This window comes from Bartonella sp. AA1HLJMS (assembly GCF_042197445.1).
GTDB lineage: Bacteria > Pseudomonadota > Alphaproteobacteria > Rhizobiales > Rhizobiaceae > Bartonella.
Genome location: NZ_JBHIRW010000014.1, coordinates 19,673 through 44,126 on the forward strand (window position 1 = coordinate 19,673; position 24,454 = coordinate 44,126).

General features: G+C 39.1%; 23 protein-coding genes and 2 pseudogenes. 11 read left to right on the forward strand and 14 right to left on the reverse strand.

Annotation, left to right across the window (positions count from 1 at the left end; all coding sequences use genetic code 11):
- From ACFIQE_RS05355 to ACFIQE_RS05365, 3 genes and pseudogenes are all read right to left on the reverse strand, one after another.
- Nucleotides 1-410 (reverse strand): annotated as a pseudogene (locus tag ACFIQE_RS05355) (tol-pal system protein); the annotation flags it as partial.
- A gap of 52 nt (nucleotides 411-462) precedes the next feature.
- Complete coding sequence (pal, locus tag ACFIQE_RS05360; protein ID WP_273790460.1) at nucleotides 463-984, reverse strand: peptidoglycan-associated lipoprotein Pal; 522 nt, start codon at nucleotides 982-984, stop codon at nucleotides 463-465.
- Between the two features lie 202 nt (nucleotides 985-1,186).
- Nucleotides 1,187-1,882 carry a DUF1013 domain-containing protein gene (locus tag ACFIQE_RS05365; protein ID WP_375611764.1) on the reverse strand — a complete coding sequence of 232 codons (696 nt, stop codon included), beginning with the start codon at nucleotides 1,880-1,882 and terminating at the stop codon, nucleotides 1,187-1,189.
- A gap of 368 nt (nucleotides 1,883-2,250) precedes the next feature.
- Between ACFIQE_RS05365 and ACFIQE_RS05370 the strand changes: the two genes are divergently transcribed.
- Nucleotides 2,251-2,997, forward strand: a complete 747-nt coding sequence (locus tag ACFIQE_RS05370) for a YebC/PmpR family DNA-binding transcriptional regulator (RefSeq protein ID WP_375620979.1) — start codon at nucleotides 2,251-2,253, stop codon at nucleotides 2,995-2,997.
- 1,064 nt (nucleotides 2,998-4,061) lie between these two features.
- Here ACFIQE_RS05370 and tolB read toward each other — a convergent pair.
- The 11 genes from tolB to ACFIQE_RS05425 form a co-directional block, all read right to left on the reverse strand.
- Nucleotides 4,062-5,387: a Tol-Pal system beta propeller repeat protein TolB gene (tolB, locus tag ACFIQE_RS05375; RefSeq protein ID WP_375620980.1), complete on the reverse strand. Its 1,326-nt coding sequence runs from the start codon at nucleotides 5,385-5,387 to the stop codon at nucleotides 4,062-4,064.
- A 38-nt stretch (nucleotides 5,388-5,425) separates the two neighbouring features.
- Nucleotides 5,426-6,820: a cell envelope biogenesis protein TolA gene (locus ACFIQE_RS05380; RefSeq protein WP_375707358.1), complete on the reverse strand. Its 1,395-nt coding sequence runs from the start codon at nucleotides 6,818-6,820 to the stop codon at nucleotides 5,426-5,428.
- A 108-nt stretch (nucleotides 6,821-6,928) separates the two neighbouring features.
- A complete protein-coding gene (gene tolR / locus ACFIQE_RS05385; protein ID WP_375611761.1) occupies nucleotides 6,929-7,381 on the reverse strand; it encodes a protein TolR in 453 nt (150 codons plus the stop codon).
- A gap of 15 nt (nucleotides 7,382-7,396) precedes the next feature.
- Nucleotides 7,397-8,110, reverse strand: a complete 714-nt coding sequence (tolQ, locus tag ACFIQE_RS05390) for a protein TolQ (RefSeq protein ID WP_375611760.1) — start codon at nucleotides 8,108-8,110, stop codon at nucleotides 7,397-7,399.
- Between the two features lie 1,715 nt (nucleotides 8,111-9,825).
- Nucleotides 9,826-10,266, reverse strand: a complete 441-nt coding sequence (gene ybgC / locus ACFIQE_RS05395) for a tol-pal system-associated acyl-CoA thioesterase (RefSeq protein ID WP_375611759.1) — start codon at nucleotides 10,264-10,266, stop codon at nucleotides 9,826-9,828.
- Between the two features lie 211 nt (nucleotides 10,267-10,477).
- Nucleotides 10,478-11,572, reverse strand: a complete 1,095-nt coding sequence (gene ruvB, locus ACFIQE_RS05400) for a Holliday junction branch migration DNA helicase RuvB (protein ID WP_375613207.1) — start codon at nucleotides 11,570-11,572, stop codon at nucleotides 10,478-10,480.
- Nucleotides 11,573-11,585: 13 nt separating this feature from the next.
- Entirely contained in the window at nucleotides 11,586-12,200 is a 615-nt protein-coding gene (ruvA, locus tag ACFIQE_RS05405; RefSeq protein ID WP_375640589.1) for a Holliday junction branch migration protein RuvA, read from the reverse strand.
- Between the two features lie 13 nt (nucleotides 12,201-12,213).
- Nucleotides 12,214-12,729 (reverse strand): crossover junction endodeoxyribonuclease RuvC, encoded by a 516-nt coding sequence (gene ruvC, locus ACFIQE_RS05410; RefSeq protein WP_375620985.1) that lies wholly within the window; start codon nucleotides 12,727-12,729, stop codon nucleotides 12,214-12,216.
- Between the two features lie 973 nt (nucleotides 12,730-13,702).
- Nucleotides 13,703-13,825, reverse strand: coding sequence for a hypothetical protein (locus ACFIQE_RS05415; protein ID WP_375706851.1), 123 nt, complete (start codon nucleotides 13,823-13,825; stop codon nucleotides 13,703-13,705).
- A gap of 424 nt (nucleotides 13,826-14,249) precedes the next feature.
- A complete protein-coding gene (locus ACFIQE_RS05420; protein WP_375629728.1) occupies nucleotides 14,250-14,768 on the reverse strand; it encodes a DUF1465 family protein in 519 nt (172 codons plus the stop codon).
- Between the two features lie 180 nt (nucleotides 14,769-14,948).
- Nucleotides 14,949-16,091: an OpgC family protein gene (locus tag ACFIQE_RS05425; protein ID WP_375611754.1), complete on the reverse strand. Its 1,143-nt coding sequence runs from the start codon at nucleotides 16,089-16,091 to the stop codon at nucleotides 14,949-14,951.
- A 365-nt stretch (nucleotides 16,092-16,456) separates the two neighbouring features.
- Here ACFIQE_RS05425 and ACFIQE_RS05430 point away from each other — a divergent pair, with 365 nt between their 5' ends.
- The 10 genes and pseudogenes from ACFIQE_RS05430 to ACFIQE_RS05475 form a co-directional block, all read left to right on the forward strand.
- Complete coding sequence (locus tag ACFIQE_RS05430) at nucleotides 16,457-17,119, forward strand: thiamine phosphate synthase (protein ID WP_375707359.1); 663 nt, start codon at nucleotides 16,457-16,459, stop codon at nucleotides 17,117-17,119.
- A 310-nt stretch (nucleotides 17,120-17,429) separates the two neighbouring features.
- Complete coding sequence (locus tag ACFIQE_RS05435; RefSeq protein WP_375629722.1) at nucleotides 17,430-18,170, forward strand: TIR domain-containing protein; 741 nt, start codon at nucleotides 17,430-17,432, stop codon at nucleotides 18,168-18,170.
- Between the two features lie 64 nt (nucleotides 18,171-18,234).
- Nucleotides 18,235-18,486: a hypothetical protein gene (locus ACFIQE_RS05440; RefSeq protein WP_375629720.1), complete on the forward strand. Its 252-nt coding sequence runs from the start codon at nucleotides 18,235-18,237 to the stop codon at nucleotides 18,484-18,486.
- A gap of 244 nt (nucleotides 18,487-18,730) precedes the next feature.
- The gene (locus ACFIQE_RS05445) at nucleotides 18,731-19,096 is read left to right on the forward strand and encodes a helix-turn-helix domain-containing protein (RefSeq protein WP_375707360.1); all 366 of its coding nucleotides are present in this window, start codon (nucleotides 18,731-18,733) and stop codon (nucleotides 19,094-19,096) included.
- 365 nt (nucleotides 19,097-19,461) lie between these two features.
- Nucleotides 19,462-20,505 (forward strand): tetratricopeptide repeat protein, encoded by a 1,044-nt coding sequence (locus ACFIQE_RS05450; protein ID WP_375629715.1) that lies wholly within the window; start codon nucleotides 19,462-19,464, stop codon nucleotides 20,503-20,505.
- 606 nt (nucleotides 20,506-21,111) lie between these two features.
- The gene (locus ACFIQE_RS05455) at nucleotides 21,112-21,480 is read left to right on the forward strand and encodes a helix-turn-helix domain-containing protein (RefSeq protein ID WP_375620997.1); all 369 of its coding nucleotides are present in this window, start codon (nucleotides 21,112-21,114) and stop codon (nucleotides 21,478-21,480) included.
- A gap of 630 nt (nucleotides 21,481-22,110) precedes the next feature.
- The gene (locus tag ACFIQE_RS05460) at nucleotides 22,111-22,509 is read left to right on the forward strand and encodes a hypothetical protein (RefSeq protein WP_375620998.1); all 399 of its coding nucleotides are present in this window, start codon (nucleotides 22,111-22,113) and stop codon (nucleotides 22,507-22,509) included.
- A 338-nt stretch (nucleotides 22,510-22,847) separates the two neighbouring features.
- A pseudogene (locus tag ACFIQE_RS05465) lies at nucleotides 22,848-23,243 on the forward strand (helix-turn-helix domain-containing protein).
- A gap of 423 nt (nucleotides 23,244-23,666) precedes the next feature.
- Entirely contained in the window at nucleotides 23,667-24,242 is a 576-nt protein-coding gene (efp, locus tag ACFIQE_RS05470) for an elongation factor P (RefSeq protein WP_015856958.1), read from the forward strand.
- Nucleotides 24,243-24,253: 11 nt separating this feature from the next.
- Nucleotides 24,254-24,454 (forward strand): inositol monophosphatase family protein (locus ACFIQE_RS05475; protein WP_375707361.1); only part of this gene is annotated, 201 nt, incomplete at its 3' end.

A 24,454-nucleotide genomic window follows, 5' to 3' on the forward strand; every position in this document is an offset into this window, starting at 1 on the left:
TCAACAGCCTTATCAACAGCGTCAGTGGCTTTTTCCGCTGCATCAGATGCTGCTTTATCAGCTGCTTCAGGTGCTTCTTTCACTGCATTGACAGTCTTATCAACAGCGTCAGTGGCTTTTTCCGCTGCATCAGATGCTGCTTTATCAGCTGCTTCAGGTGCTTCTTTCACAGCATCGACAGCCTTATCAACAGCGTCAGTGGCTTTTTCCGCCGCATCAGATGCTGCTTTATCGGCTGCTTCAGGTGCTTTCTTCACGTCATCAGTTGCCTTATCAACTGCATCAACTTTATCCGTATCATGTGCAGGATATTCGGAAGCCTTTCGTGCCGCACTTTGAACAAGTGAAGTAGAACAAGCTATGAAAACCCCCATATAAAAGAGTGTTTTCCAATTGATTTTACGATACATTCTTTTTTCCCCTTAAGAGCTTATTAAATAGTTGAAACAAACAATCTTCTTTTTAATGACTATTCATGTCATTCAACGTTGTCACAGCACGTCGATTTTGATTCCAACAGGAAATATCATCACACACTGCTACAGGTCTTTCTTTTCCGTAAGAAATTGTTTGAATCCGTTGTGCGGACACACCAAGAGACACCAAATAGTTTCGCACAGCAACAGCACGGCGCTGTCCAAGTGCCAAGTTATATTCACGTGTTCCCCTCTCATCAGCATGACCTTCGATCATAATAGAATAATAAGGATAATGAAGCAACCATTCTGCTTGGCGCGTTAAAATACGTTCAGCATCAGCATCAAGTGAAGAAGAATCGAGACCAAAAAACACGCGATCACCCACATTAACCGTAAATTCTTGTCCTGAACCTGGTGACATCTGATTCAAACCAGCATCATTCATATAAGCGCCATTCATACCGTTAAGTGCACCAACATTTTTTTTGCCACACCCACCCAGGCATAGTGAGAAAAGAAAGAGGATAGCTAAGGAATGAGAGATGGTTTTTTTGGTAGAGCGCATAGTCCGTTTCTCCTTGAATTTCGTAAAGAAGGGTCAATTCTTAAAAATATTTTTAAGAATAACCGTTAATTCCTAATGAAGAAGAAATTTTTTCTGTTTTTTCGTCCTCATTTTTACTTTTGAGTCTCTGCCAATTTTTCTTCTCTTTGGCCATTCCTCTAACATTTCCATAAAAAATGTTTCCCTTATGCGTCATGGCTTTTTATGCATCATCTTGATCTTGACGATTTTTTTGCAGCGCGTTCAGCTTTGCAAAAACTTTATCAGCGTCAAAAGTCTTATGCAGATTTTCTTCACTCTCATTTTCCTCTAGAGCAGCGTTTTCCGTCACAGAAGCGGGAAGCAACGACCTATCTTCTTCTGCAGCAACAGGACGATTTTTCGCCGCACGCTGGAGCTCAAAATCTAAATCGATTTGCGAACACAAACCAAGCCCTACAGGATCAAGAGGAACCAAATTTGCACTATTCCAATGGGTTCTAAGGCGGATTTGTTCAATTGTCGCTTTTGTTGTCCCAATCAACCGTGCAATTTGTGCATCTTTCAACTCGGGATGGTTCGTCACCAACCATAGGATACCATTGGGACGATCTTGGCGTCGAGAAAGAGGGATATAGCGCGCCCCTTTACGTTTTTTTTCAGGAATATGCACCCTAGATTGAGAAATTTTCAATCGTGCGTTTTGATCAGCCTCCACCCGTGCAATTTCACTGCGCGTCAATTGCCCAGAACTAATCGGATCTAAACCTTTAATACCATAAGCCGCATCACCATCGGCAATAGCTTTTACTTCCAAGACATGCAATTTACAAAATTCTGCAATCTGATCAAAAGAAAGAGCTGTATTATCAACCAACCAAACAGCTGTTGCTTTGGGCATCAAAAGTTGCGTTGCCATTTTTATAAATCCTCTTCTGCGCCTCTTCTATGAGGCAGGTTACCGCCCACTCAAGAGCACTGGAACTTTTTTATATGTTTAGGTCTCTCCAACCACTCCTAAAACAAAGTGCGGCATGGAATAAACCATTTTGCTATGAGATTACATTCTGTTATAGCGTTATTTTTGCTCAACGACAAGAGATCTCTCTTGTAATGATCCTCAACTAAGGTGTCTTTACCTTTAAGATGAATTTTCTTATAAAGGGTTTATTCGATTATTTCACCTCATGCTGTGGCACATTTATTCTGGTGGGATGCGTGCTTTATCGCCTTAAATTCTAAGGAGTATCCAACTGGCAAAAAAGCCCTCAAATAGGAAGGAAAACTATGGCAGGCCATTCACAATTTAAGAATATTATGCACCGTAAAGGGCGTCAAGATGCAATGCGCTCGAAAATATTTTCTAAGCTTGCGCGCGAAATTACCGTAGCAGCAAAACAAGGTGCTCCTGATCCAGCCATGAACCCACGTTTAAGGCTGGCTGTTCAAAATGCCAAAGCACAATCGATGCCGAAAGATAATATTGAACGCGCGATTAAAAAAGCGTCAGGCGCCGATGTCGAAAATTATGATGAAGTACGCTATGAGGGCTATGGACCAGGCGGCGTTGCCGTCATTGTTGAAGCTTTAACTGATAACCGCAACCGCACCGCTTCAAATGTGCGCGCCGCCTTCACAAAATCAGGAGGAGCCTTAGGGGAAACAGGATCGGTCAGTTTCATGTTTAATCGGATTGGTGAAATAGTCTATAAGCCAGAAGCAGGAACAGCCGATAACATCATGGATGCAGCAATTGAAGCCGGTGCCGAAGATGTGCAATCAGAAGAAACCGGACATCATATTACCTGCGCATTTGAAGATATTGGTGAAGTTTCCAAAACACTTGAAGCAAAACTTGGTGAAGCAGAATCGATTAAAACGATTTGGAAAGCCACCACCCTTGCACCAATAGATGAAGAAAAAGCTTTGTCTGTTTTACGACTAATTTCAACATTAGAAGAAGATGATGATGTGCAAAATGTTTATGCAAATTTTGATGTCAGTGATGAGATTTTGGCAAAATTGTCTGTATAATTCCCATCATTTGCATAAGCCTTCTCTTCATGCATGAGGGCTTCAAAAGCATCTGTCACCCCTCCTCTTTATCCGCACATATAAAAGCCCCGCGTCAATAGCGGGGTAAGCCATTGATGCAACAAGAAACCACAATCAATCGCAGAAAACATAATCCCAAAAAGAAAAGCATCCAAAACTCTGTAGCCTCACGCCTTTCTTACATGCCCCAAAGATTATCCCTATATCCCCTCTCTATTTTATCTTTTTGTTCTTTAAGATTAACCTCCTCTCTCCGCTCTCAAGTAATGAAATGATCTAGCCTCTAAACAATTAGGGGTTTCTTGACGTATTCCTATGACGAATCACTCATGAAATTCACTTGAAACTTAAGGCTCAACAAACATGCATTCCCCTAAATATTTGCTACGCACTTAAAAAACACTTAGAATATATCAAGGAGATTTATACGCCCTATATCCCCACACCTCAAAGAGCAGTGTTTTTACAACATCACAGAATAAAAATAAGCAAATGGAAAGCCAGAGCTGATTGTTTAGCAAAGTATTGTACAAAAAGCCGGTACATCTCTCTAATCCGTTGCAGATAAATTTTTGACTTTATGGCATCGTATATTTCTAAAATAACGTCATTTATCTTAAAAATCTGTCCTTTTGCTCTTACCAATCAATCAATATTCAGATCTAAAACAACCGCGTACTTGAATAAAACACATCAGAGAGCAACAGCCCCCCTGACAAGAGGACTCTTCACAAACAAAATCGAAGAAGAAGTTTAAAAAAATATATATAGCGACACTTTGAATAAAAAGTTGAACTCTAGAGACCTCAGAATTTTCGACTCTATTTTTTCAAGGTCTTGTTTTGAATTTTTTTAAGCATTTTCCCCCAAGGAAATTCCATTATCGATCAACAACCATAGATGATAGATGAAATCTACATAACTCCCCATACCCACTATAATCAATTCCTTCTTTTAAATAATTAAAAACTATTGAGATTGTGTAAACTTGAGACTGTATAGACTATATTCCTTCTATCTTCTGTTTTTTTAAGCATTTTGTTTTACTGTATATTGAGCAAAGGCGACCATGCTGGATCTGAAGCATCATTGGGGGTGGGTAATTGACGTTCATTGCGACCCGTAATATCAATCGTATAAATTTTTGGTCCCATACCGGGATTTTTGCGAAAGAACATCAGCACACGACCATTAGGGGCCCACGTTGGTCCTTCATTGTGAAACCCTGTGGTTAAAATTCGTTCTCCTTGTCCATCAGGGCGCATAACACCGATAGAAAATTGTCCGCTTAATTGTTTTGTAAAGGCGATATAGTCACCCCGTGGAGACCAAATAGGTGTTGAATAACTCCCATCGTTTGAAGAAATACGCTGAATATCACTCCCATCCGCATTCATTTTATAGATTTGCGGCTTTCCACTACGATCTGAAGAAAAGACAATTTGTTTTCCATCCGGTGAATAAGAAGCAGAAGTATCAATAGCAGAAGTTGTTGTAAGTCGCGTCATCGTACGGGTTCGTAAATCCATAGTGTAAAGATTGGCACTCCCATCATTTTGTAACAAACTCATGATAACTTTTTGTCCATCAGAAGAAAAACGTGGAGCAATTGTCATGTTATTAAACGTTCCGATCAACTCTCTTTGCCCCATTTCAATTTGTTGGAGATAAACATGAGGTACTTGATTGTCCTCGTAAGCCATATAGGTCAATTCTTGTCTTTTTGGTGAAAACCGCGGTGTAAGCACCAATTCACTTCCATCAGACATATAAATCAAATTTGCTCCATCTTGATCCATCATTGCTAAACGTTTAATGCGTGCATTTTGAGGACCTGTTTCATCGATAAAAACAATCCTTGTATCAAAATAACCACTTTCTCCTGTCATTTCACTATAGATCTCATCTGCGATCATATGTGCCACACGCCGCCAACGTTCTGTCGCAGTATAAAAACGCCGTCCTTTCAATTGTCTTTGTCCAAACACATCCCATAAACGAAAATCGACCCTCAAACGTCCATCGATTTCTCTCATGACTTGCCCAGTAACTAAACCTTGCGCTTTTATTTTCTGCCAAGAAGCAAAATGTGGTTGTTTATTAGGATTAGAAATGTTTTCAAAAAAATTTGCTTTATCAAGCGGTAAAAACAGCCCCGACCGTTCGAGATCGGCTGTCACCACAGCAGATATTTTCAACCCAATCGAATCATTGGAAATAAAGTCTGTAATTGCAATGGGAATGGGATTAAAATCAGCGCTCGAAATAGTTCCTTTCAATTGCGCATAACCCGATGAAATACTTGAAAGCCACAACCCACAAGTGACAATAAACCAAGCAAAAACTTTATGTCTCGTTATAGTCATCATGGAATGTGTCCTTTCGTTAAGCGCTTTTTTCTCGTTTATCATCTTATTTCTTGGAGGGGATCAACATTAAAGTCAAAACCTTGCCCCCATAGATCATATTGATCACGTGGGAGATCTGCATAAGGTTGGCATGAAAAGACAGCAGCATACACCTGCCTTATCATAATAGCTTGTTGACTCTCAAGGCCGCTTACGGGATCAATGATAGGATCGCCCACAACCATCCCTTCACGGTCTAAATAAAATCGCAACCGCACGACCGGACGATTTTTTAAATCGCCGCCAAGCGCCACAAGTTTAAGCTTCTGTTGAATACATCCCCCCGCAATATTGACCAATGTTTGTGCCATTTTTGTGGTATCATTAATATTTTTTCTTGCACCCAAAGCTTCTGGTATATGAGAACGTTTTGCTCCCCCTCCTTGTGACCGCGCACGATTGAGCAAATTATTTTCCTCCAGAGCTAAAATATCTTCAATGGTCTGTTTCTCTTGGTTTTTCTTGTTAAGCTTTGGCGTCTTTTGATTCAATGCAGCCTCATTCTTCTTTGGAAATTCTCCGTCAAACTTTGGTTTAAACTGTGGAAGAAGAGATTTTTCTGGAAGTACAATTTTGGGCGCTTGATGAACAATCTGCTCTGCTGGTACTTTTGGGACCGTTGGAGCCAATTCTTTTGGCGATATCATTTCTTCATTTTTGTGCGCAGGCTTGAGCGCAACCTTAGAGGCATCTTCCGGCACTCTCAAAGGCATCTCAGGCGCAACCTTGGGCGCATCCTCCGGTGCCTCCAAAGGCATCTCAGGTGCAAGCTTTGACGCATCTTCCGGTACTCTTACAGGCATCTCAGGCACAACCTTAGGCTCATCTTCCGGTACTCTCACAGGCATCTCAGGCGCAACCTTGGGCTCATCTTCCGGTACTCTCACAGGCATCTCAGGCACAACCTTAGGCGCATCCTCCGGTGCCTCCAAAGGCATCTCAGGCGCAACCTTGAGCTCATTCTCTGGTTCTTTTGAAATCTCTTCTGTTTTTGCTTCTAATAATTCTGGTTTTGTAAGTTCTGGTGCAAATGTTTCTGACGTGTTCTCGCTTGATGGTGACGATGCTGTTTCAACGGGACGCAGCTTTTCCTTTGGTTGAAATGGTGCAAGACTATCTATTTGTCCCTCTCCAATATGGCGTGCATCTTCTTTCTCTTGTGGTTGCATAGTTGGTTTTACGGCAGGGATTGCGCGGATAGGAGCCTTCACGGCTCCTTGTTGAGAAGAAAACTCGTCCACCAAAGGAGCAAGAGTAATGGGAATTGCTTCCAACGGTTGTGGTAAAGAAACAGAGCTTGTAAACTGAATAGCTCCCCAACTGAGAAAAATGACATGGACCACAAGGGATAAAGCCAAGCCTCGTTTCATACTATGATAGGAGTCTTTGTTCATTCTTTATGCCTTACTTATGCCTTATACATTTTTTCATTTTTAATCACTCTATGCTCTTTTAAAAAAAATTAAGAACAACCGGTTATACGCAATTTTATTACTTATTATTTATTGTGCTAAACTTGCTAACGCAACTTGAGAAAACCCCGCTTTTTGAATATCTGCCAGCAGTTTTAATACTTGCTGATATTCAACAGTTTTAGCAACCCGTACAAAAACCCGTTGATCTTTTTGTGTAGCATCTGCTTCCAGAAGAGTTTTCAGGTGTGCAATCAGGGACTGTGACGTTTCATAATAATCTTGATTAATGGCAAAGCGCCCTTGCGCGTCAAGTGAAACCGTAAGAGGTGTTTTTTGAGCTCGTACGGGACCCGCTTGACTACGAGGCAAATCTAGAGGAACACCGTTCACTAAAAGGGGGGCAGAGACCATAAAAATAATCAACAAGACCAGCATGACATCCACAAAAGGAGTGACATTGATCTCACTCATCAGTTGGCTTCGTGAATGATGCCGCCTACGTGTATTTTTGCGAGAAGAAGAAGCAACAGAAAAGCCCATGGGATAAGATCCTTTTTATAAAGAGGAAGGTGCTGTGCGTGTTTCATCAATACGCCGCGATACAATTGTTGAAAATTCATCGGCAAAATTTTCTATTTGTGCAATGATGCGCGCACTTTCATGAGTCAACTTGTTATAAGCAATAACAGCTGGAATTGCTGCAAACAAACCAATAGCGGTTGCCAAAAGCGCTTCTGCAATCCCTGGCGCGACAATGGCAAGTGATGTATTTTGAGAAGCTGAAATAGAAAGAAAAGACTCCATAATACCAATAACTGTTCCAAAAAGTCCGATAAAAGGTCCCGCAGATCCCAGTGTCGCAAGAAAACTTAATTTTGATTCTATTTTTTCACTTTCACGTCCCAGCGTCAAATCCATAGCCTTATCAATTCTGCTCTGCAAACTTTTCGATGTATGGGTCCCTTTTTCAAGAGATTTTTTCCATTCAACCATTGCTGCCATAAAAACTGCGGATATACTATTGGTACGTTGACTTTTGCATGATGCATAAAGATCTTCTAGCGCTTTGCCAGACCAAAATGTGCGTTCAAACTGCTTTATTTCACGCCGTATTCTCCGATACGTAAAAATTTTATCAAAAATAATTGCCCAACTCCAGATAGAAGCGAGCAGCAACCCGATCATAACACCTTTCACGATCCAACTCGCTTGCATAAACAAATGCAACATTCCAATTGTTTCTGGATTCGTTAGTTCTAAATGCGGCATAATTTTTGTCCCTCTAAATGAAAGATGCATTTTTAAAATTTATAAAACAGATTATTTTATAGTTTCTAAATTTAAGTAAAGACTCTAGTCTCACATAAATCCATGCGCTAAAACAAGACTTGTTTCTTAAATTTCCTTAAAAAGTGATGACGAGAGACATCCCTCAATGCACGCCCCTCTCATTTCACAACAGCATTTATGAAAAATATAACGATCAGGATTTCTCCATAAATGCTATAAAAATAAAAGATATAAAAATGCATGATATAAAATCTATTATGCACCACCATCTTTACGCTTATGAAAAGAACGCTAAATCATCATACGCGTTTCTAGCTTAAAATGCTGCAATAAGTCTTAGCACTTGAAAAGATTCATAAGAGGCATTTATTCCTTTCTTAAGTGTTTTTGTACCCACTCACCAACTCCGCTTGTGACATGTAAGAAAATGTTTTTGATTAATTCGCGGCAATAGAGCTTGAAAAGAAAAAGTTTTACAAGTTTCAGAATTATCTGAAAGTGACAACGCAATGAATTATCATTGTAAATAAATATGTTATCATCATAAAAGATGACGCTTTGCCTCAGGCTATTGTTTCTCTCATTCTTTAATAAGATCACACCATCGGGCACAAAAAACGACACTAAACCACCCTAAAACGCCTCACAACAATGCACCTCACCTAGGCCCCCTATAAGTCCTATATAATCTAGTGTAAGTCTCATGTAATCTCATTGTGTTGTGAATTAGCCCCTTTCAATGCCTATCATCTCTCTGGCACCTTGGTATAACGTACAAGCTTCTGTGACATGAAAAAAGCCTTTTCACATTTTTACCTCATCAAAACCGGCTTCTTCGCTCTCTTTGCTCACTTGCGATATTTGATCATTATTGCATTGAGAATGATCCATAAGGAACATTTTTACAATTTTTTCAATGGTTTATATTGTTCTCTTATGATGTGTAAGCAAATGATTTTAATTGTTTCAACATGAACAGATTTGAAATGAAAGTATTTTATTCTCTTCCTCTATTAGGGTTTGTGCCCGTAAGAAGTGATAATTTATCTTTCTAAGTCAATATATTATATAGAATAATATGCTTTTGAAACTTTAAATGCAAGAATGCATTTCTGCTTTGTATACATTGATCTCTCACTCATTTACTACGCTTAGAAGCGCACATAAAGTTATGCATGATGGATAGAAATGGATGAGAGACGCGCTCTTGTGAGACCAAATGACAATCCAGTAAAAAAACAAATCAAATTGCTTAAAAACACCCTTTGGGTGTTTTGAGACAATTTTCGACCTAATAGCTTATTATCCCTTTATTGCAATATGTTGCTGGGTATATACATTTTTATAAAAATAAATCTTAATCCATTTTTATTTCTTTTTATATTTTGTACCTTTTCGCTGTTTTCTGATGCCAACAAACCTTTCTTCAAAAGAAAGAAAAATATCTTGAGCTTATAGCAGAAAATGGATGATATGACATTGATTTCGAATCATAACATGGATGGGGCGTGTTTAATTTTGTGGGATATCATCTTCAATTTATTGTAGTTATTGTAGCAGAGGTGCTTTCTTTTGCTGTATCATATAACCTTATTGAAAAACATTTAGGCTATAATAAATGTATAGTCTTAGATTATAGATTACTTTATATCTGCTGATCTCTCCTGAAGCGGCTGTTTCAATGAAGCACACTTTTAACCAAGCATTTTTGCAAAAAGCTCTTTGGGTAAACGTCGCGGTTTTGCCTCCTCATTAATCAGAGCAATTTCAACTTTGGCTGTTACCAACGTGGTCATCTCATGCAAAATAGATTGCTCCATAAAAAAGCGGGCCCCTTGGATATGAGTAACACGTGTTTTAACAACTAAAAGATGATCAATTTTAGCTGGTCTTGAAAAATTAATTTCCATATGACGAACAACAAAAAACAGTTTTTCCCCCTCACCCCCTGCTGCTAACATCTTATTATTAAAACCGGTATCGCGTAAAAACTCTGAACGTCCTCGTTCAAAAAACTCAAGATAACGCGCATGATAAACTACACCGGAAAAATCTGTATCCGCAACATAAACGCGGACCTGAAAATTATGAAAAGCGTTTGTATGATTGCTCTTAAAAGGTGTTATTTCTGTCATCGACTTCATATCCCATAAAATCATCTAATATAGCAAATTATCTATCAATCAAAAGATTGAACACATTTTTGTGTTGAAGTTGTGAAAAGCAAAAAATCTTTAATAGTGCCAAACCTTTTTAGCCAGAATATGCTAAAAGAAGGCACGTCTCTTGTATTTTATGACCTTGCTATAAAATATTCACATAGTTTCTTTTAATAAAGAGAATGTCTTAATCATCTTCCCCATCCCATAAAGACGTCTGAAGTGATGAATTGTCTTGAGCATCAGAAAGTTGAGAACGCCTTTGTATAGACGTTGTAGAGGCTGGAGCAGAAAGCCCTAAATGGCTCCAAGCCTTTTCAGTTAGAATGCGTCCACGAGCGGTTCTTTGAATAAAACCTTGTTGGAGCAAATACGGTTCAACAATATCTTCAATGGCATCGCGTGGTTCTGATAAAGCAGCAGCAATCGTTTCAATCCCCACCGGTCCCCCTAAAAAAGTTTCCGCAATCAGGAGCAAGTAGCGGCGGTCAAGCGGATCAAGCCCAAGATGATCAACCTCAAGGCGCGAAAGGGCTTCATCGGCGATTTTTTGGTCAATTTGTTTTGCTTGTTTAACCAAAGCAAAATCACAAACGCGCCGTAAAAGCCGTCCGGCAATGCGCGGGGTTCCCCGTGCTCGGCGTGCAATTTCATGAGCACCATCATCACTAATCTTGACGGCAAAAAGTCGTGCATTACGCTGCACAATATATTCCAATTCTTCTATCGTATAAAAATTGAGGCGAATTGGAATACCAAAACGGTCTCTCAGCGGTGTGGTCAAAAGCCCCAAACGTGTGGTTGCCGCTACCAAAGTAAATTTAGCCAGATCAATTTTCACCGAGCGTGCGGCCGGCCCCTCCCCAATGATCAAATCCAGTTGATAATCTTCCATGGCTGGATAAAGAATTTCCTCAATCGCCGGATTTAAGCGATGAATTTCATCAATAAACAAGACATCACGTTCTTCAAGATTGGTCAAGAGAGCGGCTAAATCTCCTGCTTTAGCGATGACCGGCCCTGAAGTAGAGCGAAAATTAACGCCTAATTCTTTTGCCATAATCTGTGAAAGCGTTGTTTTTCCTAACCCCGGTGGTCCTACAAACAAAACGTGATCCAGCGCTTCTTGCCGCGTTTTTGCTGCTTCAATAAATATTTTTAAATTAGCCCGTGCCGCTTCTTGACCAATAAAGTCATCGAGAACTTGTGGCCTCAAGGAACGATCTGGATCGTTAGGAAGGGGGGCGGAACCCAGAAGGCGTTTATCTTCATCTTTATGCATTGTTACCTTGATTTTAAGTAGGAGAAGAAAGCAATTTGAGACTATGGCGGATCAGCAGGGCAGAAGAAACAGTTTCCCCCTCAAGAGCATTCATCGCAAGAGCAAGAGCACGGGATGCATGCTCCCGTTCAAACCCTAGCTTCATCAACGCGGAAAGCGCATCATGCGCAGGTTGATTGGTCATCTCACGCTGAGGAACCGAAACAGTCTTGACCGCTTGTTCAAAGGGGAGTGTTTTACTTTTCAGTTCACCCACAATTCTTTCACTGACTTTTTTACCAACGCCCGGCGCTCGACTAATCATCGCAACATCGTTTAAAGCAATAGCCTGTGCAAGTTCATCTGGCGATAAAGTACCCAAGATTGCCAAAGCAACCTTTGCTCCTACTCCAGGAACATTTTGTAGAAGACAAAACCACTCCTGTTCAGCTCTTGTAGTAAAACCAAAAAGGCGGATTGCGTCTTCCCGAACATGCGTTTCAATAAAAAGGCTTAACGCCTCGCCAACAGAGGGTAAAGAAGGACGCAGCCGATTTGACACAAAAACAACATACCCCACACCGTGAACATCAAGAAGGATATGATCATCAAAGATATGTTCAAGAGTGCCCTTTAATTTGCCAATCATGTTGCCATCCCACTCATATCGCCATCCTTGCCTGATAAGATCGGTCAATACTGTTACGGTGCATACTATGACAAAGAGAAAGAGCAAGAGCATCAGCCGCATCACTGCTATCAAATTCAGCCCGTGGGAGGAGAACTTTGACCATCATATGGATTTGTTCTTTAGCCCCATGTCCAACCCCAATAACTGATTTTTTCACTTTGTTGGGCGCATATTCAAAAACAGGAAGATTTGCTTGCGCAGGAACCAGCAGTGCAATTGCACGCGCTTGGCCAAGTTTTAAAGTTGCTGTAGCATCTTTGTTGACAAATACATGTTCCACAGCGGCTTCATGGGGCATAAATTGATGCACAACCTCTGAAAGACCTTTGTGGATCTGACATAGTCTGGAAGCCAGCGCACACTGTACATCAGAAGAAACCGTCCCTGCTGCAATAAACTGAAGACGATTACCCGCAACATCGATAACGCCCCACCCTGTACGCCGTAATCCGGGATCAATGCCTATAATACGAATCGTCTCTGCCATAAACTACAGTCTATACACTTTTCCCCCTTGTGAATAAAGATGTGAATAAAGACAAGACCACAAAGAAAACAACAACCCAAGACAAAACCAGTAAAAAGATAATCATATCCCCCAAATTTATACAATTATAACACACAACGAACAGCATCTTTATGGAACACACTTTATGAAGCATAACTGAAATCAATCAAAACCATTCACACATCACAAGCAAGCACCCTCTAAAGCATAAAAATTCCCTTTCTATATCATATCCAACGCCATAACGGTTAAACATCGCAAGCGAGCAAATAGAGAGTGCTGGATTGCACATTCATAAGTGTAAAGAGGCTATGCAATGGATGGTACACACTTTACGAAAACTTTTTACATTATAGCATGACGCTATCATTATAAATCAACGCATTGATTTATAATGATAATTAATTATTTTGTATGTTGCATAAGAATCCCGAATATCCTAAGATTTTCTCATTACAAATCTGTTTATATTGAAGCAATCAAAACCATTCTCTTACATATGAAACGTGGGATTGCCGTATAGAGTAAAACTATACAAGAAAGGACTAAAAATGCCTCTAATGAATTGTCTCAAGTTCCAAAGGCTGTTGCAACATTGGGGACTGGCAAAGATGATGATAGTGCCGGCTTTTTCTTTTGCAAGCGTAAAAATGAGAGAGGCTCAACGAATGTGAATAAGAACTGAGAGGTGTTTTTGAATATACTCATCACACCACAATGACATTGCATAGAGAGGGACATTGCATGGGGGCACAGGGAACCCATGGGGCATTCATTATATGGCACTTTATTTTGGATATTTTATTTTACGCGAGGGAAAATAACTTCCATTCAAAACAAAAGAAGCCCCAAAACTGCAACAATGTGTATCATCCTCATTAACACACACTTTACAGCAGCTTTATAGGCATAAATTATAGAGCATAAATAAATTGATGTACAAGCCCCTGCTCTATCTCAGAGCCAAAACAAAATCACACGATAGATCAACAGAAAGTGTTCCAGCTGCAATCAACCAAAGTCGATTTCCCACAAAACCAACCATACTCCATCCCATGGCATAATTCGCAATCAATACCTATCCCTCTCTCAGCTATAAGCTCAAGATATTTCCTACGCTCAAATAGAAATTAGGCAGAAAAAAGCACTCTAGTTTGGTTTTAGTTGTGAAATTTTGGTTGTAAAAAATGGATATACTGCTCTAAATATCGCAAGAAAGAAGCAAGGAGCTATTTTTCTCAGAATACCCAAAAGCTGTTTTGAGCAATTCGATTTGTTTTCCTACTGGATTATCATCGCTTAAACGTACAGCCGCCGCTTATTGACCAAAGCGCTTAAACTACAGCCGCATCTCTAAATGAAACAAAATGCACGCTTCTAAACGTAATGAAGAGGGGTTTCAAGTTCCAATGTCGGTGTATGAAGTGACACTTTTACAATTTCTTTTTTTTATTTGTTCTGATGATATTTCTCCTTCGCACAAAGCAAGGGGAGTCCCTCTAAGAACGCCCAAAGGCTGTTTTGAGCAATTCGATTTGTTTTCCTACTGGATTATCATCTTCTAGAGCAGAGGAGGCCGCAGTTTCCCACCCAGCACGCATATAGGTTATGCGCGCTTCTAAACGCAATGAATGAGAAACAAATTGGCGAAAAATTTCTGGCAATTCATGCCAATGAGGGGTTTCAAGTTCCAATGTCGGTGTATGAAGTGACACTTTTACAATTTCTTTTTTTATTTGTTCTGATGACATTTCCCCTTCACGCTCTGCGCGAAGAAGAAGGAGTTGAGAAGCGATTTGCATAAGTCGTGTACTTAAATACATAGCCTCTTTCGCATAAACTGCAGAAACCTCTGCCGAAAGAGAGCGTGCTACTAATTTCCCTTCTGAGTCAATATACGCTGCGGTTTTTTCAATCAGCGCCATTGTTTCTTCATAGAGACGATTAAAAGCATTTTCAAAAGCATTATGCTCAATCATGATAATAGGTTCATCATATGGACGTTTATGTACACTCACGCTTTTATACTCCAAGTATCAGCACAAAATCATACCCCTTAACGAATAGAGTATTAAAAAGTTTCTTTTGTTGCTGTATAGAACGCTTTTTTTTAAAACTGCTACCTCTTTTAATTTTTTTGCGCAACGCACTTTTTATACTAAGGTTAACGTGCCCAACAAACACTACAGGAATATTTTTTATAAACGGATCATTTTCCTTGAAAAGGACCACTGCCAAGATTGCCGTTTTTCACAATAATAAGCGACTCCAAATTGCAAAGCAATACCCGTTATTATTAAGAGGGTATCGGAAAAAAACGTTTCTGTCATCACTGTTTTTATAATTTGTCCAAACATCGCAAAAATGGTTCCCGTTACAAAGACCGGTAAACTATGTTTTCCTAAAATTGCTAAAGGATGTTTTGGAGAGACATAAAACCATTTATTGATGCGCGGCAAAGAAAGAATGAGAAAGGCTAATGCAAGAACATGGAGTAAACGTGGCAAGCTTAAAAAGGTTTTATTAAAGTTCAACAATGGGGAAGACCAGCCAAGCCACCCCAAAATGCCCCACCAGTTTAAGCGAACCCATAACAGCGCCAACAAGAGATACGCTGCCGCACAAACAATCCAAAAAGACTGAAAAGCGATTTTTTTTCCTTGTTTAAGCGCTAAAGTACTGGTCAATCCTATGACAAATAAGAATTGCCAAGACAAAGGATTTAAAAACCACTTTCCCTTTAAAGGATAAGAAGGAGGAGCAATTTTGTAAAATCCGCAGATAAGATACAGTGTAAAGGAGCCCAAAAGCAGCCATTTTGTCTGCTTACAACTCAAATAAAGGATAAAAGGCGCAAAAAACATCAAAACGATATAAAGAGGAAGAATATTATTATATCCCAATTGATGCCCAAAGCTTAAGGTACTCAAAAATGCGATACTAGGCTCTTTAAAAAAGAGTCCCACGTTGTTCATCGATAAAAGTTTTTCTGTTCGCCATAATAAAAAGGCAGCAAAAAAAAGACTTAACGTGACAAAAGTCGTAAAAAGATATGCCCCATAGAGCTGCAGAGCTCTGTACCAAAGTTTTCGGATAATAAAAGCAAAGGATTTTTGCTGTAACCGTCCATGAAAGCTTAACCCAAGAGCAATCCCTGAAAGCAAAACAAACACTTCTGCACAATCAGAAAAACCGAAATTTCTATGAGTAAAAGACTCATAGATCGTTCTGGGAATATGGTTGATGAAAATCGTCAATAAGGCCAAAGAACGAAAAACGTCAATGCGTGTATCACGATGAGAAGGTTGAGTATTATGCTCAAGAATACCTTGGTACTTCATCAGTGGACTCCCACACGTTGCACCCCCCTTGAAGTCCCATAAAAATGGTGCTTACCCTTATTGCCAACAAGCATGAACAGGATGAAATTTTAATTTTTAAGAGTCAAGTTTCATTTTAAGCGTTTATTTTTTTAAAAGCAAAAGTTTTTTAAAGGCAAAAGAACGAAAAGCGTCCATACGTGTATCACAGCGAAAAGGTAACATATTATGCTTAAAAACACTCTCATTTCTCATAAACAGGCTTCCACACACCCACAAATCCTTTAAATTACGTGAAAATGGTGGTCACTTTCATTGCAAATAAGCATAATAGAATGAAACTTTAATTTTTAAGCGTTATTTTTTCTAAGAAACAGGGATTTGACATGACACAACAAAAAAATAAACCAATTGATCCACCTCTTTTCCCTCAGTTGATTTTAACACTTGATGTTCGGCGCAACACCCCACACACATTTTTGCAGCAAATTTTGCAAACAAAGTCTTTTGCATGCGTCATCCTCTATGATTCTGAAAAGTTGAAAGATGATAGCTCTTTTTTGCAACAACAAGCGCAAATTTACGCAGAAGATATTCAAAATAATGATGCCGCTCTTCTCATCGCGGGTGACAGCCGCATTGCTGGGCGCATAAAGGCTGATGGATTGCACATAGAAGATGATCTTAACGCTCTTGAAAGCTTCAAAAATCAGCAAAAGGAACAAAAAATCATAGGCTTTGGCAATCTACGCAATCGCCATAGTGCTATGCTTGCAGCGGAAACAGGTGTTGATTACCTGTTCTTTGGAAAACTCGGGGCTGATAAAAAACCCCAAGCGCACCCCCGCAATCTCCAGTTAGCAACATGGTGGGCAGAGATTATGCAAACCCCCGCCATTATCCAAGCAGGGAGCGATTTTTCAACCTTTGATGAAGTCTTAAAGACTGGATGTGAATTCATTGCTGTAGAAGAAGTCATTTTGGGGAACGACAACCCCTTAATGCTGCTTAAAACAATGCAAGAAAAATGTGAGAAAACCCCCTTGTAATATAGGAGGAGAATTTATAAATAAAGCGTTAATAAAAATCCAAACACTCACCACTATATTACTTATATAGAACACACAATAACAGATAAAGAGGATACCTCGAAACTCAATAAAATTGCTTAATAATTCAATCAAATTGATAAAAAAAACTAGCGTCTTTTTTCATATAATATATAGAAAAAAGGATCATAGAAACTTTCTCGTTCAATGTCTTATAAAGACAAAGCATTGTGATTGGGGAAAATGGTCATTTTCAATATTGGTACTGAATACCAATAGCTGACGATACAAATATGCAGGGGACATAAAAATGCAATATAGCGGAACACTTGAAGATCTTAAAAACATAATTCGCAAAGCTGGATATCAAATCAAAGAAACTAAACCTCTATCACATCCATCCCCTGAAGGATATCAGATCAAAACCTACGAAGGAGGCACTACTAATTGGTTTAAAAGCACAGGAAAACTTCAAGTTCAAGGCAGCGCAAACATAAAACAAAAGCTAACAGAAGATTTAGCAAAGCATCTAGAAGAAACATCAACGATTCCTTCCTCAAAAACTGCTTCCAATCCTTCAAATAAAAAAATCTTTATCGTTCATGGCCATGACCATATTGCTCTAGAGCAACTTGAACTTATTCTTCGCAGGCTTGGTCTCGAACCATACATCTTAAAAAATACTGGTGGTAATGGTTTAACCCTCATTGAAATTTTGGAAAAAGAAGCTTGTAAAGATTCTATAGGATTTGGTATTGTACTATTTACTCCCGATGATATAGGCTATGCTAGATCTGACAGAGAAAAAAAAGAACAATTTCGTGCACGACAAAACGTTATTTTCGAAATGGGCATGTTAACCGCTGCACTTTCTCGCAAAAATGTCGCTATTCTAAAAAAACAAGACCTTGAACTCCCTTCAGATTTTGGTGGGCTTAAATACATTCCTTTTAATGAACACGTAAAAGAAACACTTCCGGATCTTTTTGATCGACTATGTGAAGTTGGCTACAATTTAGATGCAAAAAAATTTGCTACAGCATCACGTTAAATTTGAATAATGCTTATGTTTATTTTTTAAAGCGCACGCCCAAAACCACAAGGCACCTCACCACATGCCACAGACACACACATCCTATAGCACAGAGAAACGATCATCCCCCACCCTTCCTCAAACAGCAAGCGATTGTGCAAATTTTAATGAAGATACCGCGTGTAAATTCACTACCGTAGAAGATCATTTTAGTCTCTTTAATAAACGCGGGGCTGATGTCATGATTTTGACAATCATTCCAGAGAGATTTAAGAAGCGGATAGCCTCTCATAAAAAAACAAATTTTGTAAGTAAAAAACTATTTTTATTGTAAATTTCCTGAAATTACTTTATGAATTAAAAGATGTTTTGGTCGCATACGCAACGACCAAAAGGGGCCTTGAAAACCCTAAGTTCTAGCGTAAAGATGAACCCACTTTGTGGGTATCCCGGAATTCCGGGAGTTTTTGCTATGTCCAGGTGCTTTAAGCACTAAAAGCAAAAAAAGCTGATTAGATTTCAGTACTTTCAAGCTCCCGGAATACTCATGCGAGGGCGCTCGCAACCGGCGGGGAAAAATGCAATCTCAAAATCTTAATATTGATCTTTTTATTGGCAAAAAAATTCGTTTGAGACGAAAAATGCTAAAAATGTCTCAAACAACTTTAGGACACGCTTTAGGTGTCACTTTCCAACAAATTCAAAAATATGAAAACGGCTTAAATCGTGTCAGCGCAGGGCGTTTAATGGAAATTTCTGATATCTTGAATGTTCCCATTGCCTTTTTTTATGCCGATATCTTAACAAAACACCAGTCCCCATACCACCATGATGAAATCGCATCAAGCACAGAGGAATACCTGCTGCTCAAAAGATTTAGAGTTCTAACAACGGTAAAAAAGAAAGCCTTTTTACAGCTGATCTCTGATGAGAATGCAAGCTAACATCACACGGATAGCGTGCGCTATTCATAAGCATTCATACGTATTTTTAAAAGCAACCTCCATTGTAAGCATTTTTTCATTTTAGGGGGGATAAGCCCTTGATATAATAGAAGATAAGCATCTTTACATACGATAACCCTTCATCATTATTATTTTTAACAGGACTGTATTATTTTTAACAGGACTGTTTTAAACAGTCTGTCTCTCGTCGACATTTATGCTACTTTTTTAACTTACCCAACCCTACCTTGAACCAAGACGAAAAACTGAGAGATAAAAAGTAATATAGAAATGAAATTCTTATACGGCTTGTAATGATGAAAAAAAAATGTGAAAATTCTGATCGGTAATGAGGAGAAAACACCATGATCAAGAGAAGCGTGAAGCTGCTCATCTTAGGCGTGATTGGGCTTGCAAGTTCTGCTGTAAGTTCAGCGGGAAACACTGAAGAAATCTCAAATTCTGAAAGCTCTTTCAATACGATTCAAGAAGCTTCAAACACTCAAGAACCCTTTCAGCCCTTAAAAGCTGGAGACTATGACCAAGCCTATGACTATTACATCCAAGGTTATTATTTAAAAGCTTTTCGTGAAGCACTCCGACGTGCTGAAAAAAATGATCCTTTTGCACAAACTCTTCTTGCCCGAATTTATATGGAAGGATGTGCTGTTCCTATTGACGGTGCGCGTGCTGCTTTATGGTTTGAACGCGCTGCAAAACAGGGGGAACCCCAAGCACAACTACGCTATGGACTTATGTTGTTCGATGGTCACTTTATAAAACAAAATCAAGAACTTGGTGCGCAATTCATTCAAAAAGCTGTCAAAGCAGGCGTCAAGGAAGCCTATTTTTATTATGGACAACTGCTTCTTTATAAAGCCTCACAGGAAAAACAAGCTCTCCCTGGTGTTTCTTCCCAAAGTCGTGAAAATGAAGCAATAGAGCAAGCCTTAAAATGGTACTTAAAAGGTGCTGCTCTTGGGGATGCTGAAGCGGCTTTTTCTGCTGCAAAAATTCTTTCCTTAGGCACATTAAAGCGACCAAAAGATGATCGCAATGCCCGCAAGCTCATGGAAGTAGCAGCTCAAAACAACCACTTAAAAGCTCAACTTCATTTAGCACAATGGCTTGTACAGGGGCGTGGAGGAGAAACAGATTTTCAGCGTGCTTTTCATTTACTTCACAGAAATGCCGTCAACATGATTGCACCAGCACAGATTTCCCTTGCAAGGCTTTATCGAGATGGCACAGGAACAAAAGGCGATATAATAATGGCAGCGGCATGGTATATGCTCGCAAAGGAAGCAAAAATGCAAGCTCCTGATCTTGAAATAATGCTCCAAGGCATGGACAAGACACAACTAGAAAAAGCGCACAAAGAAGCAATAAAGCTCCTTCCTGTTTTTTAAAATACTCCTCTCTGCTTCAAAAAGATAAAATTTATAGAAATTCCGGGAGATTTTGCTCTGTCCAGGTGCTTTAAGCACTAAAAGCAAAAAGGCTGATTCGAGGTCAGTGTTTTTAGACTCCCGGAATACCAACGCGAGGGCGCTCGCAACCGGCGGGGGCTTTAAAATGCGAGCCAAAAATCTTGATAATGACATTTTCATTGGTAAAGAAAACGCACTGGTATCATTTGCTTAACAAACAATATCCAATAAGCAAAAGAGCTAGACTATCCCGAAAATTCCGCAAGCTCTATTTTTTCATTCTTTTTGCTTGGACGAAAAACACGCCGTCTCTTATAAAAAAACTATTTTTTATTGCCAAGCCTCCGAAATTACTTTACATATTTAAAGGTATTTTTGATCGTATACGCAACGATCAACGGGGATTAAAAACCCTAAGGTCCGATACATAAAAATGAACCCACTCTGTGGGTATCCCGGAATTCCGGGAGATTTTGCTATGTCCAGGTGCTTTAAGCACTAAAAGCAAAATGCTGATTCGGACTCAGTGTTTTTAACTCCCGGAATACCAACGCGAGGGCGCTCGCAACCGGCGGGGGCTTTAAAATGCGAGCCAAAAATCTTGATAATGACATTTTCGTTGGCAAAAAAATTCGTTTGAGACGAAAAATGCTAAAAATGTCTCAAAAAACATTAGGTCAACATTTAGGTGTTACTTTCCAACAAATCCAGAAATATGAAAACGGCTTAAATCGTGTCAGCGCAGGGCGTTTAAAAGAAATTGCCGATATCTTAAATGTTCCACTTGTCTTTTTCTATGCGGACACCTCAGCAAAACAACAGCCCCCATACCCTCATGATGAAATCGCATCAAGTACAGAAGAATACCTGCTGCTCAAAAGATTTAGAGTTCTAACCTCGATAAAACAAAGAGCCATTTTACAATTACTCTCTGATCAAAATGAAAGCTTTTAACATCATAATATAGGGCGCTACACTCTCTATTCTTGACTTGCCTCCCACCCCTCAAAGGACAGAAGCCCCTTCCCTATCCAGTTGGGAAACAATCCGTCTTCTCAGAACAGAACTCTTTTAGCTTCCCATTTTATGTGGTTCATTTCACAAAATTATCCGGACAAGCTCTCCCTCAAATATTCACCACACACTCTCATAAAAACATCACATGTGCAAAGTTTTATGTCTTATAGCACCACACCTCAAACGATAGTATTTTACAGCAAACAGAATAAGCATTCATACGTATTAAAAAAGATAGCCCTCAAAAAGCAATGCTTGAAAATTTTTTTGATCAATCTGGAATAACACTTAACACATCATTTTATAATAGAGATGGAGGACATGATCTTAACATGCAAACGCAAAAAATTGCTTTTTTATCATAATCACTAAAAGCAGCAGTTTATTAAAATATACGCCACCAGAAGCACTTCAAGCAGCCTTTACAGCTGAAACCATTATTCATTGATTAATTAACCGATTGATTAGATACCGATATGTTGTTAATGTGCTATGCGTAAAGTTGCTCTTATTTCTGGAAGAGGAGCTTCGCAAATAAAGAGCAACAATAAGTAAGGGGAATTAAAGATGTTAAAATATTTATTGCTGTCACCGGTTGTGTTGGTGGCTGGTTGCGCATCTGTAGGCAGTTATTCATCAAATTATGTTGATCAAAGTCTTACAAAGCGTCAGGCACAATTAGTTGCTAACAAATTTATTAGCGGTAACAAAGGGTTTTTACCACCAGCTACAACCACACTTCTTATAAAGAAAAATAATACAGCAGACAACTTTACTCCTTTATTTATCAATCTGTTGCGACGGAATGGATATAATGTGATCTATACAGATCAACCTCAAAAGCAACAAAACATGGGTGTGAATTTGAGTTATAGAATAAGATTAAATAGTAGCACTATAGTGTCTCTTTTTCAGTATAACGTGAACGGAGAGCCGCGTTCTTATATAAATACTCAGCCCAGATGAACCCGCTATTTAATGTAAACATACTCTATATTTTACACGTAAAGACTTAAAAGCTCTTGCGAAAGGCAAAGAGATTTGCACCTCAATAAAAAACCTCATTTTTAGCCAGAGTGGATAAATTTTATTATAGATTGTGACAATACAAAATAATGTAAATTATAGCTTTGAGATTTAAGAAAAGAAGAATACTAAAAATAATGAAAATGCCCCACACCCTAGTGAATTGTTACGCGAAGATGTAAATGCAAAACTTGGACTATCTGTGATTGAAGCAGCTGAAGAGTTTTCTATATCCCGTGTAGCATTTTCTAGGGGCTTGGTAAAATCCTTATAACGACATTTTCAGTGGCAAATTCATTGGCAAAAAAATTCGTTTGAGACGAAAAATGCTTAAAATGTCTTACAAAACATTAGGTCAACATTTAGGTGCCACTTTCCAACAAATCCAGAAATATGAAAACGGATTAAATCGTGTCAGCGCAGGGCGCTTAAAATAAATTGCCGCTATCTCAAATGTTCCACTTTCCTTTTTCTATGCTGATATCTTAACAAAACAACAGCCCCCATACCACCATGATGAAATCGCATCAAGTACAGAAAAATACCTGCTTTTAAAAAAATTTAGAGTCCTAACCTCGATAAAACAAAGAGCCATTTTACAGCTCATCTCTGATGAGAATACAAACGAACACCCTGTGACAACACACCACGCTCTATCCCATGAGACACTATAATAAACTCCGTATTCACATATTCATCACATATTCTTAATTAAAAACATCTCATGGTTTTAGGGAACTTATATTATTGCCATCAATGATGATATTTTACGACACAACGGGATAAATTTCCCCCAAAATTCTAAAAAATTTTTGTGCAAATTTTTAAAAAGCTTGCGTCTGAGCGCTTTTTATGGTCTTGCAAAGAGCTGAAAAGCAAAAATACATAAAGGTCCTTTTTTACTTAAGCTTTTCTCTTTGCAAAAAGCAGGAGAAAGCCCATAAAGAGCACACAGGACCATGAGAGAGCCGCAAGGTTAATCAAAGGGATTTTAGCCCGAAAATAACAAAAGAGCTTGACTGTTAAAGGCAGCAAAGAAAAGCGCCATAAAGACAACAAGAGAGTTCTTTTTGCAAGAATAGAATTGGATAGAAACGATGAAAATTAATGGCAATGAAATTCGCCCTGGTAATGTGATCGAACATCAAGGAAGCTTATGGGTTGCTGTTAAATGCAACGCTGTAAAACCAGGAAAAGGTGGTGCATTTAACCAAGTTGAAATGAAAAATTTGATTGATGGTACAAAACTTAATGAGCGATTTCGCGCTGCTGAGACAGTCGAACGCGTGCGCCTTGAACAAAAAGATTTCACCTTTCTTTATCAACAAGGGGATGCTTTGGTCTTTATGGATTCAGAATCTTATGAACAACTAGAACTTCAAAAGGATTTTGTTGGTGAACGTGCTGCTTTTCTCCAAGATGGGATGACTGTCACAGTTGAACTTTATCAAGAAAAGCCTATTGGCATCTCACTTCCTGATCAAGTTGCTGTCACGATTGCGGAAGCCGATCCTGCCATCAAAGGACAAACGGTTACCTCCTCTTATAAACCCGCCATTCTTGAAAACGGGATTCGTATTCTTGTTCCCCCCTTTATGAATGCTGGTGAACGTATCATTGTAGACACCAATGAGTTGATTTATTTGCGTCGTGCAAATGAAAAAGATAAATAAAGGAATAAAAAATGGCCCATTCTGCAGTCATGAATGTCATGGTGCAAGCTGCAATGAAAGCAGGACGCTCGTTGGTACGTGATTACGGTGAAGTGCAAAATTTGCAAGTGTCTTTGAAAGGACCAGCAGATTATGTCAGCCAAGCAGATCGCAAAGCGGAAAAAATTATTTTCAATGAATTAAGCAAAGCGCGCCCCAAATTTGGTTTTCTG

Bases quoted from the DNA above. Each gene is read 5' to 3' on its own strand.
- tolB (WP_375620980.1), bottom strand. From the start codon at position 5,387: ATGATGACTATAACGAGACATAAAGTTTTTGCTTGGTTTATTGTCACT.
- ACFIQE_RS05435 (WP_375629722.1), top strand. From the start codon at position 17,430: ATGCAATATAGCGGAACACTTGAAGATCTTAAAAACATAATTCGCAAA.
- ACFIQE_RS05365 (WP_375611764.1), bottom strand. From the start codon at position 1,882: ATGGCAACGCAACTTTTGATGCCCAAAGCAACAGCTGTTTGGTTGGTT.
- ruvA (WP_375640589.1), bottom strand. From the start codon at position 12,200: ATGATTGGCAAATTAAAGGGCACTCTTGAACATATCTTTGATGATCAT.
- ACFIQE_RS05460 (WP_375620998.1), top strand. From the start codon at position 22,111: ATGTTAAAATATTTATTGCTGTCACCGGTTGTGTTGGTGGCTGGTTGC.
- ybgC (WP_375611759.1), bottom strand. From the start codon at position 10,266: ATGACAGAAATAACACCTTTTAAGAGCAATCATACAAACGCTTTTCAT.
- ACFIQE_RS05380 (WP_375707358.1), bottom strand. From the start codon at position 6,820: ATGAACAAAGACTCCTATCATAGTATGAAACGAGGCTTGGCTTTATCC.
- ACFIQE_RS05430 (WP_375707359.1), top strand. From the start codon at position 16,457: ATGACACAACAAAAAAATAAACCAATTGATCCACCTCTTTTCCCTCAG.
- pal (WP_273790460.1), bottom strand. From the start codon at position 984: ATGCGCTCTACCAAAAAAACCATCTCTCATTCCTTAGCTATCCTCTTT.
- ruvC (WP_375620985.1), bottom strand. From the start codon at position 12,729: ATGGCAGAGACGATTCGTATTATAGGCATTGATCCCGGATTACGGCGT.
- tolQ (WP_375611760.1), bottom strand. From the start codon at position 8,110: ATGCCGCATTTAGAACTAACGAATCCAGAAACAATTGGAATGTTGCAT.
- ACFIQE_RS05450 (WP_375629715.1), top strand. From the start codon at position 19,462: ATGATCAAGAGAAGCGTGAAGCTGCTCATCTTAGGCGTGATTGGGCTT.
- ACFIQE_RS05370 (WP_375620979.1), top strand. From the start codon at position 2,251: ATGGCAGGCCATTCACAATTTAAGAATATTATGCACCGTAAAGGGCGT.
- ACFIQE_RS05445 (WP_375707360.1), top strand. From the start codon at position 18,731: ATGCAATCTCAAAATCTTAATATTGATCTTTTTATTGGCAAAAAAATT.
- tolR (WP_375611761.1), bottom strand. From the start codon at position 7,381: ATGGGCTTTTCTGTTGCTTCTTCTTCTCGCAAAAATACACGTAGGCGG.
- efp (WP_015856958.1), top strand. From the start codon at position 23,667: ATGAAAATTAATGGCAATGAAATTCGCCCTGGTAATGTGATCGAACAT.
- ACFIQE_RS05455 (WP_375620997.1), top strand. From the start codon at position 21,112: ATGCGAGCCAAAAATCTTGATAATGACATTTTCGTTGGCAAAAAAATT.
- ruvB (WP_375613207.1), bottom strand. From the start codon at position 11,572: ATGCATAAAGATGAAGATAAACGCCTTCTGGGTTCCGCCCCCCTTCCT.
- ACFIQE_RS05425 (WP_375611754.1), bottom strand. From the start codon at position 16,091: ATGAAGTACCAAGGTATTCTTGAGCATAATACTCAACCTTCTCATCGT.
- ACFIQE_RS05440 (WP_375629720.1), top strand. From the start codon at position 18,235: ATGCCACAGACACACACATCCTATAGCACAGAGAAACGATCATCCCCC.